Below are 14,911 nucleotides of genomic sequence, written 5' to 3'. Positions count from 1 at the left end.
CCGTTTTTTCTTTTATAAAAATCGCTTCCGCACATCCGGCGGAGGCAGCATGCAGCTTTCCTTCTGGCCAAACCACTTGTATCGGTTCCTGGCGATGAGATCATACACTACATTCCTAATTGGAGCTGGGACGATCATGAACAGATAAAGAAGCTTCCATGCACCACGCAAATGACGGCTAATCCTCAGGGCAGCGGCGGATTTATAATAAACCTTATCATTCTCAATTAAAATCATGCTGTCCACATCGTCTCGCACTTGATACTTTTTCAACAGTTCCTGCCCGGCTTCACTCTGAAGTGAAGCAAAGTGAAACGTTTCATTTGGATCACGATTCAGAATAAATTGGACACTCGCATCACAAAAGTTGCAAACTCCGTCAAATAAAATGACAGGATGCATGGAACATCCCTCCTCGATTTTCCTATTTCTATTCTAACATTTATCCTATTTCTTTAAAGTCAAACAGCGATTACTGGTATTGAAAAAAATCCCATCCTGAATTGCTTCACGTAAATTTAGTAAGTGAGAAATTTTTCAAACAGTTCTTTTATATATCGATTAACACTCTGTGAAAATTGGGTTGCTGCCCATTTGTCCCGGGACATCTACCCTACTCTCCTTGCTTTGAATATATTGTAGAAGCTATTGGAGGTGACTATGATGAATGGCTTGTATACACATGGTTCCTCACCGCGGGATCAGCTGCTGAGTTGGGAAAAGCAGGCACTTGATAGGTTCTTCGCTAAAATGAGTGATAAGGAAAAGCCCTTTCCTTGCATACCGGCAACAATTGGCTTTTCGACAAATCAGCTTCGATATGGGTTTGTTGGCGATCCAAGAAGTGAAACAACGATTGATAAGCTTGCCAGCCTACTAACAAGCTATACAAAGCATTCAAAGGAGATAGGAAATTATACTTCTTTGATTATTTTTTATGAGACTCCCCAATCATTGAAGAACGATTCTGTAGAAGAATTTGAACAATTATTCTGGAAGCATCTTAATGGTCTGAACACCCTGGATGAATATGATTGGCCAAAGGATATTCCCACAGACCCGCATAATCCAATCTGGGAATTTTGTTTTAATGGTGAAAAATACTTTATGTATTGTGCAACCCCTGCACATAAAAACAGGAAAAGCCGACATTTTGACGTGATGATGCTCGCGATCACGCCGAGATGGGTTCTGCAGGAATTTAACAAGTCGCAAAGCTTTGCCGAGAGAATTAAGACTCAAGTAAGAGAACGGCTTGCTAAATATGACAGCATTTCAATCCACCCTGACCTGAACACATACGGGGCAGAAGATAATTTTGAATGGCGCCAGTATTTCCTCCATGATGATGACACTTCTTTAACGAAATGCCCTTACCATAGGGTTCTTAAATTTCTAGGAATCGACAAATAAAGCGCAGGATGCTAGCTCCTGCGCTTTACTGTTGATTCAACTGACTAATAATTTCATTGGTGGTAATAATGGTTGCAAACTCCTTTTGCAACATCGCCAATTCGTGTTCGTGAATAGACTCCGCCGTATGGTGAACACCCTTATGGTCTGTGATGTCAAATGCAGCAATCGCGTCAGACACCAGGAAGGTATTGATGCCAAGATTACCGCTCATCCTTGTTGTCGTGGAGACGCAATGCTGTGTAGATAATCCGGTTATAACGACAGACTTCACTTGGTTTTGTTTTATGTAGGATTCCAGCTCGGTTCCAATGAAACCGCTGTTCACATTTTTCGTAAAAATGATTTCTCCATCCATAGGCTGGATGATTTCCTTAAATTCCGTACCTAATTTGTTTCGATGGTGCAAAGGTGACGCAGGGTCGAGCGACAGATGCTTTGTGTAAATGACATGCCCCTTTCTGTTCCTCCATTCAGTCAAAAGTCTTGCTATATTTGCCTCTGCTTCCGCGTTGTTGCGCTTGCCCCAGTATGGGTCGTCAAACCCCTTCTGGACATCCAAAATAAGAAGCGCAGGTAACTCAAGCATTTTCTTCATCATATCCCTCCTTACTTATTCCACATTCTTTCTCCGTTCAAGGCTTTTTACTCTCACTAACATGGAAATTACTTCAAATCCTCTCACTAATCATGGTAAACTCTATAAAGATGTTTTTTACATAGCGAAAACTTGATGAGGAGGATTTTTGTGAAACGGTATTCGCTGTTATTATTGTTAATCATTTCACTCGTTCTATCTGCGTGCAGCAGTGATGAACCGGGTGAAGAAGTCGATGCTGAACAACCGGCTAAGGAGGTTGTTAAAAGGGAAGAAACAAAGCAGAATAAATTTGACCACTTGAGGAATATAAGTTTAGAGGTTACAGAGGATAGCCTGATGGCTCTGGAGCCGGGAACAATGATGGGCGACCTTAGCTATGAAACGGACATACAGGATATTGGCTTCAATACTCCTGAACTGGACCCTGAGCTAAAAAACAAGCTGCCGGAGAAACTCGAAGAACTTGCTAATGAGACAAATGAATTAGAGACAATAAAAAAAGGCCTTGTTTCCCTGCTAGCAAGCCCGCATTATAAAGAAATTATCGAGAATGCCAATGCCTATGAACCACATTTCGAAGAGCCTTTCCTGCCAGACCCGACAAAAGCTGAGGGCGGAGAGGAAACGAAGCCTGCTGAAAAAGCGATTATTCTTCTTGATGCAAGCTCGAGCATGCTTCAACAGACGGATGGCCGTGTCAAAATGGAAGTCGCGAAAGATGCAGTGAAGAGTTTCGCGAAAACCATCGGTCAGTCCAGTGAGGTCTCTCTGGTAGTATACGGTCATAAAGGTTCCGATTCAGATGTAGATAAAGAATCTTCCTGTTCTGGTATCGAAGAGGTTTATCCAATGGGCAAATACGAGAAAGAAGTATTCCACGGTGCGGTTGATTTTTTTGAAAGCAAGGGGTGGACTCCCCTTGCTGGTGCCATCCAAAAGGCCGCGGAAATGAGCAGCGGATATGATGGCAATACAACGATCTACATTGTCAGCGATGGCGCAGAAACCTGTGATGGTGATCCAGTCCAGGCCAGCAAGGACCTGGTGGCAGAGAATGCTGAAAGTACGGTCAACATCATCGGATTTGATGTAGATGGTAATACTGAAAATCAATTAAAAGCAGTTGCTGAAGCTGGAAACGGAGAATACTTTAAAGCCGACAACCCTGAGGAATTGAAAAATACCATCCAATACGAGTGGCTCCCTTCCACCCTCGACCTGGCGTTTGCTTTTACGATGGCACCAGACGGATGGGATATGGTAGCGGAATATAAAATAGCAGATAAATATCCGCTGGAATTATGGACTGTCGGAAGGAAAGAAGCACACCGAATCATCGACGCAGCCGCCATCATGTCAGAGAATGGCTGGATTACCGATGAACAATATTCCGAGTTAAGAGATTGGGGCTTTGATCGCAGCGAAGCCATGAAGGAACTCCATTACACCATGAGCAAAACTAACCGCGAAAAAGCCGATACCGAAAGCAAGGAAATCCGGCAAAGAGTCGACGAATGGGTAGCGAAAATGAAAGAACTGAAGAAAGAGCGCGGCGATACGTGGTAAAAAAGATGGTCCTATCGGGCCATCTTTTTTATTCAATCACCATGCCATGCTGAGTACTCATTACTTTGATTTGCTTTTGTTGTTGCACACCCTCATAAATTCCTTTAGACACTACAATTTTCTCACCATTAAGCTCTATCCAGTACTCCCGTTCCTCTGTAAAATTCCCATAAATATTGCTGGTTTTAATACCTACCCCTTTGTCCTCGACAATCCCCTCTACAACATCTACCTTAAACTGAGAATAAAGGTAATCTTCATAAGCAAATGACAAAAGAACAATGCAGCTGATCCAAATTATAAAATAGAGTATTTTTTTCATCATGATATTAGTTTGCGGAGAGTCATAAAGATATACTCTTAAATTTTGAGTGGCAGGGATATATCCAACAGGTAAAATATGCTAAAATCACTATGAACCCAAAATGAAGGATGAGAAACTTTTATGAATGCTGAACAATTAAAGATAGCCCTAAAAGAATTAGATTTAAAAAAACCTGAAACTATTAAAAGCAAGGATCTTGATCAGCTTATTATACATATGGTTGAGCATATCGGCTCAACTGACGCGGAATTAAGGGACAAACTGATTTATACTTCATTTTATTATTTAACGAAAAATGGATATTTGAATTATCAACAAATGGAATATTTAATCGAAACATGCCTTGACCAAAAGCACTTATTTTTTGGCATCGGTTCGAAAAATGATGATTCGGTATTCACGAGAGCATTTTCATCACTGGTGATCACTCTAATTTTAAATAGGGATCGTATAGAACGATTCCTTCCGGAAGAGACGGCCCTTAAAGCCATAGAGAGCAGCATTCTATACTTACAAAAAGAAGAAGATGCGCGAGGATACGTCGAAGAAAAAGGCTGGGCTCACTCCATAGCACATGGCGCAGACTTATTGGCTGAGGCAGTCAAACATCCGTTATTTGACCTAGCTTTAGCACGCGAATGCCTTAATACAATCGGCGGTTGCATCTTGAAAGAAACAGCCTATGCCGATGAAGAAGATGAGCGGTTAATTTATGCTGTCATAGCCCTGTTAGAAAAAGGGATGGATGAAAATCTTTTAAAAGAGTGGATTGAGAATCTGTCAAAAAGTATAACAGATATCAAAAACTCAACTGGGTATACACCGTACTTCTTTCGAAAAAACACGAATTTAAGACAATTCTTAAAATCACTTTACTTCAGGCTGCTTTTTCTGGATAAAGGGACTCCTTTGCACAAGGACATTGAGAGTATTTTAAAAGCCAGTCTTATAGTCTAAGAAGCTCAGTTTTTTAAAAAAGTATATTAATTTATCTTCTTAACCAGGAGTAACTCATCACGAATAGGAATTCCCTCAAACCCTATCATTGGGATTGAGGGTTTGATCTTTCTGGCTTTTTCAACAGCATTACAAAAAACCTGCGACAGCATAAATCCACGTTTTTGCCAGAATTTCAGTGCATTTAAATTATCATTAGTGGTGATCAGGTTCAGTGTTAAACATCCTTCCCTTCTTGCAAGCACCTCAACCTCCTGAACGAGAAGGGTTCCGATTCCCTTTCCCTCATCTATACTATCTAGAGAAATAATCTCACATTCATGTCCGGAAACAATATATGTAATTAATCCAGTAATCTCCCCATACTTATTAAGTACCGCAAACCCATCAAGGTCACTGCAATTATATACACCGCTTGAAATCACCATTTGCGGACTTCCCCAGTGAGCCTCAAAGAATGCCTTAACTTTCTCTTTTAAAAGTGGGGTTGTTTTAATGACTTCCATAGTCTTACCTCCATATTTTTACATCAAAAAGAACGCAAACCTATGCGCTCTTTTAGCTTTATAACATTTGTAAAGCTATATCAATTGTATCTTTCTTAATCTGCTCTTCAGAAATGTTTGGATTGTAGTAGCCAATATTATAATAGATTCCGTCTTTTTCAAATGATAGAGACCCGTTATAATACCCTGCAACTCCCTCTGTGATTTGAACTTCTTCTCCTAGCGACTCAGCGTATTCTACTTTAAAATTATGGACAGAAATCATAAAAATAATGTCATCATCTTTGTTTTTTGAAATACTCATAAAATCGACTCTTAACTCTTTCCCATCGTGCTTGAAATCCTCAATGGTCATTTTCAGCGGCATGGCGTCAAAAGGAAGATCCTTAGGCGGCTTTACTTCAAATGGCAAAGCATCTAAGCCCACTTTTAGTGATGGTACATTATATAGGATCGGAATACTTTTCAATTGTTCCTCGGTGGCATCCCCAGTTTGTTCAACTTTTTCGAGTTTACCAGTATCGAGCGCTCCATTTTGCTTCTGCTGGCAGCCAAAAAGCAACAGCACCAGGATTATAGGAATAAACGATAACTTTTTCATATGCACTCCCCCTTACGTTTTAATACGGAGGAGTCTTTAAAAAGTTTCAAAATTTATCCAAATATTCAAAAACTAAACAAAAATCATTTCTTATCTTTCCAAACTTTTGTTCCATAACCCACAGCCAGAACACTGAAGATACTAGCAATCAATATGATGAAAGCTGTCAATGTTTACCTCTCCTTTCAAGCTACCCAATACTTTGGCATGTAAAGAGTTTAAGGTAATTTGGTTTCAGCATTTCCCTTCGCTGAGTTGATCTGAACGTGCGTCGCCTAAGTAAAAACCGAAAGTCAACTTGTTTACTAAGTTATTAGATTCCTACAGAGAATTCAATTAAAAATTGGTTTACCCGCTGTGATGCTTCTATAAGTCTTTCGGGAGTCTGTACCATAGCGATTCTGACATACCCTTCCCCTTGCTCGCCAAAAGCATCACCAGGAACGACGGCAATCCCTTCCTCATCAATTAGCTTGAAGGCAAAATCCCGGGATTTCCAGCCGGCAGGAATTTTAGCCCACACAAACATCGTTGCAGGAGAATTGGCCACTTGCCACCCACTGTCCCGAAACCCTGATACTAAAGCATCCCGCCGTGCTTCATACTGCTTTAGCTGAACATTCAGGAAAGAGTAATCAGAAGTCAGTGCTGCAATCGCTGCTTTTTGGATTGGGTAAAAAATTCCGTAATCGATATGCGATTTGAAGGAAGCAAGAACATTAATAACCTGTGAATTACCAGCGACATAGCCAATCCGGCAGCCTGCCATATTGAAAGTTTTTGAGAGCGAGTTGAACTCTACACCGACTTCCTTTGCACCTGGAACGGATAAGAAACTGATTTGCGGGTTCCCGTCATAAATCAATTCAGAATAAGCGAAATCATGAACTACCAGGATGTTATGTACTTCGGCGAATTCGACAACTTCTTCAAAAAAGCTGCCATCTGCCAGTGCGGTGACAGGATTTCCGGGATAGCTCAGGATCATCATTTTCGTCTTTTGCAAGACCTCAAGAGGAATTTCATTAAGCTGCGGCAGGAATTTATTCTCCTCCAGCAAAGGCATAGGATAAATAGTACCGCCTGCAATCGTTACGCTAGCTTCATAGATTGGATAACCCGGATCTGGTACAAGCACATAATCACCAGGATCAATAACCGCAGTAGCAAGATGCGCAAGTCCATCCTGAGAGCCCATTAGCTGCAGAACTTCAGTTTCAGCTTCAAGTTCAACGGAATAACGCTGCTGGTAAAAATATTGTACAGCCTCGTTAAATTCGGTAATTCCTTTGAGCGTATACCCGTATTTCCCAGGATCCATCGAATATTTAGCAAGCTCCTCCATAACAAAAGAAGGCGGCCCAAAATCCGGACTCCCAATGCTCAGGTCGATCACATCTTTACCATTCATCAAGGCAGCCTGCTTGCGGTCTACCACTTCCTGAAAAATACTTGATGTCATTTTTCTAATCTTTTCAGATCCGTATAGATTCATGGACATTCCCCTTTACTGTTTAATTCTTTAACGCTGTAAATTGTTAGAATTTTTTAAAATATAAATTCGATTATATCAGGGTCCCCTTTTCAATTCTAGTAATAAATAAAAAAATGAGCTGCAAAGCAGCCCATTAAGTAACTTCCCATATCAAAATAACAGATGTGCAATTGGCGCTACAATGATGAGCGTCAGGATGGTCCTCTGGACCCAGAGGACTACCAATTTTCTCAGGCTGATTGGTATTTCAGTTGACATTATGCTTGGAATCAGCGCGGAGAAAAAGATAATGGCTGAAACAGAAACAACACCGATGACAAACTTTGTGACCATTGGGGCTTCTGTTACAAGCAAAGCAGGCAGGAACATTTCCGCAATTTCAATAGCGGATGCCTTAGCTGCCAGCATTGGCTCTGGAATCTGGAGGATTAATGTAAATGGATAAAAAATGTAGCCAATAATATCAAACACCGGGGTAAATTCCGCTAACACAAGCCCTAACAATCCTACAGAAAGAATCGACGGTAAAATTCCCATCGTCATAATGAATCCATCCCGCAAGTTATCCAAAATATTTTTTCCAAGAGAAGGTGCTTTTTGCGATGCGCTCATAGCACCAGCCCACGCCGTTTTTAAGCGATTTTCCTTCACCGGTTCCTCAGGTACGCCTTTGCCTTCATAGTATTCGTCACTTATCGTTCGTAATGGACGCAACCTGACTGTGATAGCGGTTACAAGAAATGTAACGAAAAGAGTTGTCCAGAAATACGTATTCCACACTTCCATTAATCCTAAAGTCTTTGCGACAACAATCATAAATGTAGCGGAAACGGTCGAGAAGCCAGTTGCGATAATTGTGGCTTCTTTTATAGTGTACTTACCTTCCTTGAACACGCGATTGGTAATCAGCAGGCCAATAGAATAGCTTCCTACAAAGGATGCTACTGCATCAATCGCAGCCCGTCCTGGTGTCTTCCATACTGGCCGCATGATTGGCTGCAATAATACACCAAGAAATTCAAGAAGGCCATAGCCAACAAGCAGCGCCAAAAATACAGATCCAATTGGTACGAGGACACCAACTGGTATAACGAGCTTTTCATACAGAAATGGTCCCATGCTTGGTTCAAAGAGCCATGCAGGCCCAACCTTGGTCAGCAGCATCAACGCTACGACAACGCCTAGTACTTTTAACAAAGAAAAAACGATAGTCGCCGAATTTTTGTTCCACGTTTTTCTGTAAAAAGGATAAATGGCTCCCAATAAAATAACAATGAATGCATAATACGGAACGGCTGCAGAAAAAGTGGTGTTAAACCAGGTAACTAAGTGGTCGAGCGGTATTGATGATTTTTCACCAACAGTGATTGGAACAAAAAACATGAAGATGCCAATCGCACTAAATATAAAAAACTTCATCATACTTACAGTTGATGATGATATTTCCGGCTGTTTGCCGGGTTTCACTTGAGGGGTGTTCTGCACATGACTTCCTCCTTTATTTGATAATTCAGTTTATTTGTAAGAGAGGAGCATTCTTATGCTCTTCTAGTTACCTAGCGAAAAAATGTTCATATATAAGATCTTATTTAAAGCTATATGAAATTAGAGTGTACATGGCATAATTTTTCAATCGGCCTATTCATTTAAATTCGATTAAGGCTTGTGAAAACCCTCTAGCTTTTCAACTATTTCTGTTTAATTTTCCCAAAACAAAAAAAGAGCTGCCTAGGCAGCCCACTATGTTCGAGTAATAATCTTATCAATAATCCCGTACTCCAAAGCTTCCTGTGCACTCATGAAATAATCCCTGTCTGTGTCCTTTTCGATTTTTTCCACTGGCTGGCCAGTTCTTTCGGATATAATCTGATTCACATGATCGCGAAGCTTCAGGATCCTTTTGGCGGAAATTTCGATCTCTGTCGCCTGGCCTCTTGCACCTCCCAGCGGCTGATGGATCATGATTTCACTGTTTGGCAGTGCAAATCGTTTCCCTTTTGTACCGGCAAGCAGCAGCATGGCTCCAAACGATGCGGCCATTCCGATGCAGATTGTGCTGATGTCGGGCTTGATGTATTCCATCGTATCAAAAATCGCGAAGCCTGCTGTTGTTGAGCCTCCAGGACTATTAATATAGATGGAGATATCCTTTTCAGGATTATCTGCTTCAAGAAATAGCAGCTGAGCAATAACGCTGTTTGCCACCTGGTCATTGATTTCATCTCCAAGCATGATGATGCGGTCTTTTAACAGCCGGGAATAAATATCGTATGACCTCTCTCCCCGGTTGGATTGTTCTATGACATAAGGAATCGTACTCATCATGTTCCTCCCTTTCCTGCTTACGCAGCCATTTTATAAATAGAGAGAGGTGAACGGGAGTGCAGAGACATTTCCGGAGATGATGCCGCCAGTGCAGGAATCTCACTTAAGTTTTCCAGTAAAACGGTCGGATCCTCAGATTGCAGCGATTCGCAAAGCAGGTCTGACAACTGCTCTTCTTCGTCCTTGCTCAAATCATGAGCCACATCACGAAGGTTCGCTTCCCTGTCAAACCGCTTCCTTGCCCGATGAAGTGCCGCTTTAACCGCCATTTCCGTTGATCCCATCAGCTCAGCGATTTCCCGTGATTGAAATCTGAAAGCTTCCTTCAGGACCAAAATCACTGCCTGTTTCGGCGTCAATTTTGCCAAAAGCATCTCAACGGTATCCATTACATTACCTTGAGTCAAGGATGTATGATCTTCCGTAATACCCGTTATCTCGCGGCTGCGCTTCCTGACTGTATCTATCCATTGATGATAAGCCATTTTTTTCAACAATGCTGAGCTGATATTGTACGGCTCATAATGGCGAATCGCCTTAACCGTCACTTCCTGCAAAAGATCATCGCCATCCCAGCTGTTCTGCGTTAAAAAACGGCAATATCTTTGAAGGCTTTGATAATGGCCCATAACCCCGGTATCATCTGCGACTTCTACTTTTCTGAGCTTGTCGATCGACATCCTGTTCACTCCTTTGAACCTCTCTGCCCCTTAAACGGATTAGGAGAGGGAAAAGATACGGCCTGCAAAATATTTTTAATTCTTTCTTTATCATATGCTGGAAATGAATTTAGCCAGCGTTAATTTTTCTTACCCTTAACAGTAAAAGGGCTATAGGTATAAGAGCTATTAGTATAAAAGTCATCAAGTACCACCTAAAAATTGGCGTTTTTTCAGAAAAACGGTCAGGATAGGCTTCCTTTAAATGCCTCTTGATCAATACTTCAAACTCAGTTAGTGGGATTCCTTCCGGATCGACTCCCCATTCATCAAAAATCCTGGCTGCATTTCCACCAAATGGACGGATGATATCTTTAGATGGAGTATATCCAAATTCAAGGCCATACTGCTGATTGGAAAGAAAATATTCATCCGGCTTTAACTGCTCAAGGGATTGTGAAAAAGATTTAGAATAACCATATTCAGCTATTTCATATCTCCCCTCTAAAGGTTCATAAATCCTGATAGCATTGACAATCACACCATTGTATAGCACTGGCGCAACCCACTGATCTAAAGGTCTTATATCAAGATTCAATTTGTTATCAATCACAAGTTGATTGTCGGTTACAAACTGTCCTAATGTCCAGTCTTCTGGATTTCCATCGAATATTTCAAATGAAAGAAATTCCTGGTAATTTTCCAATGCAGTCTTGACAACTTCAGGGGGGACATGACGTTTCATTTCAATAGAGCCAAAACCCATTAACACCATAGCCACTAGCAAAAAGAAGCCTCTTTTCATCCTTATCATTACTCCTTTTAATAGCTTATGTGCTACAAAGTTCACGAAAACAGCCTAGTCATTTAATGATTTTGTCATTTTGCCAATACCAAATTCCTGATTCGCTTTTTTAAATGTCCAGTTCACAAGAAAAATCCCCGTAAAAATCAGGGCTCCGCCTGCATAAACATGCCATTCCACAACCTCATTAAGCAGCACCCAACCGGTAAGTACCCCGAAAAAAGGTGCAAGGAACAAGAAAGCACTCGTCTTTCCAGGGTCCCCCTGATTGATCAAGTAAAACCAAATGGCAAACTGGACGATTGAGGCCATGATCGCCAGCCATAAAATAACCGAGATAGAAATCGGAGTAATCGTCAGCTTAGGTGTTTCCAGCGTAATCCCCATTATTAAGAGGATAATGCCTCCGAAAAGCATTTGATAAGCTGTCAGCACCCAGACATTGAAGCGGCTGCCCCATAGTTTGATCAGAATGGTCCCAATCGACCAGAAGACAGCTGCCCCCAGACCGAAAAGTGTACCAACTGTCAGCTGCAGATGGAAACCTAATGTGATGAATACACCGATGAACCCTATAATCGCACCAATCCATTGAAGAAGCCTGTATCGAATTCCCAGGAAAATCGTCCCCATAATCACAACCATTAATGGATTGGTAAAGGTTAAAATTGATGACTCTCCAGCAGTAATTGTACGTAAACTCAAGAAAATACAGCCCATGACCCCTGCAGTCTGCATTAAACCAATCGTGAAAATCCTTCCCCAGTCAGCCAGCTTATCCGGCCTAACTCTTTTTCTGACAACCACCGCCATCAACAAACCGGCGATCGAGAATCTTAAACCAACCAATAACAATGGAGATACATAGTTCAAACCAATCTTACCTACAGTAAAAGAAGAGCCCATAAGAAAAGTGGTGACGACAACGAGCGCAAAGAACATCAATGGATGAAGTTTTTGGTTTTCCACAACGGCCCCTCCCTTTTACAGGAATATATTCTGCTTTAAAGCCTAGATTTCCTTAATGATTCTTCCATGAAAAAGCTTAAAGAATTTCTTTAAACCTGCATGAGTTTACCTGCTTCATAAGTTCGCGTGAGTATTCAAAGAGCCTTGTTAGACCGCATCTAAGAAATCAATAACTAATACATCAGCTTTTCTTCTATTCTATATGACATAATTTCTTTAACTTTTGCACTCTTTCCGGCACTCGTAAAGCTATAGACATCACAGAACGATAGAGTGGATTGATCCTCAAATACGAAGAAACCATTTACCGCACCACTTGAACCATGTGTGATGATGTTTTGGATATGAAGCTGAATAATTGCTTTGCTAGTATTTTTATTTAAAGCTTCCTTTAAGTCCTCTTTTCCAAAAAAACTCTTATGGCCAGCAATCTGCCACCGAATATCATCTGCCAAATTTTCACTCATGCCAGTATAATCTCGCATCGCCAGAGCAACCGTAAGTTCCTTTAATAACACCTTTTTAGGTGCATTACCACAATCTTTTAGGCAATCAACCTTAAGACTTTGAGGTTTTTCCACGTTCATCTCTCCCTCACAATGTGCTTCTAATTCAAATAGAGCTTCATCTATTGCCACACTGAAATATAGATCCTTAAAAGTGGTTACACAAATGCACATTCATTTTTTACTCAAGTGAAGTGAATCTCAAGGCTAGATTGCACATCTGCAAACCAGCGCAATGTTCTATTGTGATGGTTGATGATTTGCTGTGCTGTTAATTCATCATTAGGCCATGTGCTATGTAAATCGGAAACCAAAGTAAGCTTATATTTCTTACTGAATGCGCTCCTGCATGTTGTATCTACACAAACTTCCGTTTGAATGCCAACTAGATAGAGGTGCTCAATCCCACTTTCTTTCAACTCTTGTTCAAGACTTGTTTTTAAAAAGGAGTCCGGTGTGTCTTTTTGAATAATTATATCTCCCTCTTCTGGGGAAATTTCTGAATGGATTTCCCAGCCATATGTACCGTTTTCCAATGGGTATCCAGGCGTTTCATTATGTTGGATATACACTACTGGTATTTTGGCAGAACGGGCTTGTGTTATTAGCGCTTTGATTCCTTTAAGAAGCTCACCTCCATTGAAAACCGATTCTCCTTCCAGAAACATCCCGTTTTGAACGTCGATGATTACTAATGCTTGGTTACCCATTCTCATTCCCCCAGTATTTTCTTCAGCTTCTTCACGGCGTTTTCACTGACAACACCTTGAAAATGATTCAATAGGTATTCCCTAGCCTTATCCTTTTCCACAGCGATCGTTTCGATTTTATTTCTGCTTGCCCAAGAATCGAATGTTTCAAAGGCCGTGCTGCTCCAGCCATTCTTTGCGCCTTCCGCATTCATTTTTTCCTTGATTCCTGAAATGACAATATCCATCATTCCCTGCAATTCCAATAAAGCATTGTCAAATATCTTTTTATGTTCTTTATCCCTTAATCCCGCCAGAGTCCTCAACTCTCTTGTATCTATGACCCCTTCTTCACTAATGATTCGATATAGAGTCAAAGCTTCTCTCGATACATTTCCTTTTTGGTACCGTTCTTCAACTGTTTCATAACTGCCAAGGACAGCCTTAAAATATGGCAGTAGATCACGCGAAATTAGAACGGACTTTTTCTTAATGAACTTTCCATAGCCTGCGACACCTTCAACAGCAAATCTTGTCCGCCAAATCCACGGGTCATATTCTGTATCTGAATGCCAGGTCTCAGGAGCAGTAATGGTATTTAGCGCCGGAAATTCTTTTACCAATGGAGCCAACGGGAGAAAGCCAACCTGTTCTATAACCTGAACTGCTTCTTCATATGTTTTTATACTGTAATTCTTCAATTCATACAGCTCCTTCAAAAAACTAAACTACATTGTAATTCGATAACCTGGCCTAAATCCCCTTTCCGTAAATAGAAAAACGGTACTTCAACAGAAGCACCGCTAAAAATTCATCTTGTTTTTTCAACAAGCTCGCCATTTTCAATCGTGATCAGCTTTTTCGCCATATTTACAAACAACCCATTTTCAACCACCCCAGGTATCATATTTAACTGCTTTTCCATTTCCTTAGGTGATTCAATCTGCTTAAAATCACAATCGAGAATATAATTTCCATTGTCTGTGATGAATGGCTGGTTCCCACTTAGCCTCAATTTCGGTTCACAGCCAAGCTCGGCGATTTTCCTGTACGATATTTCGGCTCCAAACTTTACAATTTCAACCGGTAACGGGAAGGCTCCTAATTTCTCAGCCCCTTTGGATGAATCTGCTATAACAATGAACGTAGATGCAGCATTAGCGATGATTTTCTCTCTAAGCAGTGCTCCTCCCCCGCCTTTAATCAAGTTTAAATCAACGTCAAATTCATCCGCACCATCAATCCCCACATCAATTTGTTTTACATCTTTAAAATCCACCAGAGTGATTCCTTGCTCCACAGCTAGGGAGGCGGTTTGCTCAGAAGTCGGAATCCCAGTGATGTTTAGACCAGCTCTCACTAACTCCCCCAGTTTTTTGATTGTATAATAAGCGGTCGATCCTGTTCCCAATCCAACCACCATTCCATCTTTTATGTATTCAGCAGCCCTAACGCCGACTAATTCTTTCTCATTCATCCTAGCACCTCCGCTCC

At 41.1% G+C, this 14,911-nt stretch carries 18 protein-coding genes; 3 read left to right on the top strand and 15 right to left on the bottom strand.

The features are described from left to right. Positions 1-12: 12 nt before the first annotated feature. The gene (locus CD004_RS08965; protein WP_102262443.1) at positions 13-402 is read right to left on the bottom strand and encodes a thiol-disulfide oxidoreductase DCC family protein; all 390 of its coding nucleotides are present in this window, start codon (positions 400-402) and stop codon (positions 13-15) included. 261 nt (positions 403-663) lie between these two features. Here CD004_RS08965 and CD004_RS08960 point away from each other — a divergent pair, with 261 nt between their 5' ends. After that, complete coding sequence (locus CD004_RS08960) at positions 664-1,413, top strand: YqcI/YcgG family protein (protein ID WP_102262442.1); 750 nt, start codon at positions 664-666, stop codon at positions 1,411-1,413. A 25-nt stretch (positions 1,414-1,438) separates the two neighbouring features. Here CD004_RS08960 and CD004_RS08955 read toward each other — a convergent pair whose 3' ends face one another. Then, positions 1,439-2,002: a cysteine hydrolase family protein gene (locus CD004_RS08955; protein ID WP_102265042.1), complete on the bottom strand. Its 564-nt coding sequence runs from the start codon at positions 2,000-2,002 to the stop codon at positions 1,439-1,441. Positions 2,003-2,161: 159 nt separating this feature from the next. On the opposite strand from CD004_RS08955, the gene CD004_RS08950 reads away from it, so the two are divergent. Beyond that, positions 2,162-3,580, top strand: coding sequence for a vWA domain-containing protein (locus CD004_RS08950; RefSeq protein ID WP_233434969.1), 1,419 nt, complete (start codon positions 2,162-2,164; stop codon positions 3,578-3,580). 28 nt (positions 3,581-3,608) lie between these two features. On the opposite strand, the gene CD004_RS08945 is transcribed toward CD004_RS08950, so the two are convergent. Next, positions 3,609-3,905, bottom strand: a complete 297-nt coding sequence (locus CD004_RS08945) for a hypothetical protein (protein WP_102262440.1) — start codon at positions 3,903-3,905, stop codon at positions 3,609-3,611. A gap of 120 nt (positions 3,906-4,025) precedes the next feature. Here CD004_RS08945 and CD004_RS08940 point away from each other — a divergent pair, with 120 nt between their 5' ends. Next, positions 4,026-4,862 carry a DUF2785 domain-containing protein gene (locus CD004_RS08940; RefSeq protein WP_102262439.1) on the top strand — a complete coding sequence of 279 codons (837 nt, stop codon included), beginning with the start codon at positions 4,026-4,028 and terminating at the stop codon, positions 4,860-4,862. A gap of 26 nt (positions 4,863-4,888) precedes the next feature. Here CD004_RS08940 and CD004_RS08935 read toward each other — a convergent pair whose 3' ends face one another. The 12 genes from CD004_RS08935 to rpiA all read right to left on the bottom strand — a co-directional run bounded on the left by CD004_RS08935 (position 4,889) and on the right by rpiA (position 14,894). Then, complete coding sequence (locus tag CD004_RS08935) at positions 4,889-5,368, bottom strand: GNAT family N-acetyltransferase (protein ID WP_102262438.1); 480 nt, start codon at positions 5,366-5,368, stop codon at positions 4,889-4,891. Positions 5,369-5,426: 58 nt separating this feature from the next. Further along, complete coding sequence (locus CD004_RS08930; RefSeq protein ID WP_102262437.1) at positions 5,427-5,969, bottom strand: hypothetical protein; 543 nt, start codon at positions 5,967-5,969, stop codon at positions 5,427-5,429. 313 nt (positions 5,970-6,282) lie between these two features. After that, positions 6,283-7,464 (bottom strand): LL-diaminopimelate aminotransferase, encoded by a 1,182-nt coding sequence (locus tag CD004_RS08925; RefSeq protein WP_102262436.1) that lies wholly within the window; start codon positions 7,462-7,464, stop codon positions 6,283-6,285. Between the two features lie 150 nt (positions 7,465-7,614). Next, on the bottom strand, positions 7,615-8,886 hold the full coding sequence (locus CD004_RS08920; protein WP_102265041.1) for a YjiH family protein: 1,272 nt from the start codon (positions 8,884-8,886) through the stop codon (positions 7,615-7,617). Positions 8,887-9,204: 318 nt separating this feature from the next. Further along, positions 9,205-9,786: an ATP-dependent Clp endopeptidase proteolytic subunit ClpP gene (clpP, locus tag CD004_RS08915; RefSeq protein ID WP_102262435.1), complete on the bottom strand. Its 582-nt coding sequence runs from the start codon at positions 9,784-9,786 to the stop codon at positions 9,205-9,207. A gap of 20 nt (positions 9,787-9,806) precedes the next feature. Then, positions 9,807-10,469, bottom strand: a complete 663-nt coding sequence (locus CD004_RS08910; RefSeq protein ID WP_102262434.1) for a sigma-70 family RNA polymerase sigma factor — start codon at positions 10,467-10,469, stop codon at positions 9,807-9,809. A 109-nt stretch (positions 10,470-10,578) separates the two neighbouring features. Beyond that, positions 10,579-11,253 (bottom strand): hypothetical protein, encoded by a 675-nt coding sequence (locus CD004_RS08905; protein ID WP_102262433.1) that lies wholly within the window; start codon positions 11,251-11,253, stop codon positions 10,579-10,581. A 54-nt stretch (positions 11,254-11,307) separates the two neighbouring features. Further along, complete coding sequence (locus tag CD004_RS08900; protein WP_102265040.1) at positions 11,308-12,195, bottom strand: DMT family transporter; 888 nt, start codon at positions 12,193-12,195, stop codon at positions 11,308-11,310. A gap of 200 nt (positions 12,196-12,395) precedes the next feature. After that, complete coding sequence (locus CD004_RS08895; protein WP_158651513.1) at positions 12,396-12,803, bottom strand: nuclear transport factor 2-like protein; 408 nt, start codon at positions 12,801-12,803, stop codon at positions 12,396-12,398. A gap of 110 nt (positions 12,804-12,913) precedes the next feature. Beyond that, complete coding sequence (locus CD004_RS08890; RefSeq protein ID WP_102262431.1) at positions 12,914-13,438, bottom strand: cysteine hydrolase family protein; 525 nt, start codon at positions 13,436-13,438, stop codon at positions 12,914-12,916. A gap of 2 nt (positions 13,439-13,440) precedes the next feature. Continuing rightward, complete coding sequence (locus CD004_RS08885) at positions 13,441-14,118, bottom strand: AlkZ-related protein (RefSeq protein WP_102262430.1); 678 nt, start codon at positions 14,116-14,118, stop codon at positions 13,441-13,443. A 110-nt stretch (positions 14,119-14,228) separates the two neighbouring features. Next, a complete protein-coding gene (rpiA, locus tag CD004_RS08880) occupies positions 14,229-14,894 on the bottom strand; it encodes a ribose-5-phosphate isomerase RpiA (protein WP_102262429.1) in 666 nt (221 codons plus the stop codon). Positions 14,895-14,911: the final 17 nt, after the last annotated feature.

The organism is Mesobacillus jeotgali, from assembly GCF_002874535.1.
GTDB classification, from domain to species: Bacteria; Bacillota; Bacilli; order Bacillales; family Cytobacillaceae; genus Mesobacillus; species Mesobacillus jeotgali.
This window is presented reverse-complemented; position numbering and strand designations above follow the sequence as displayed.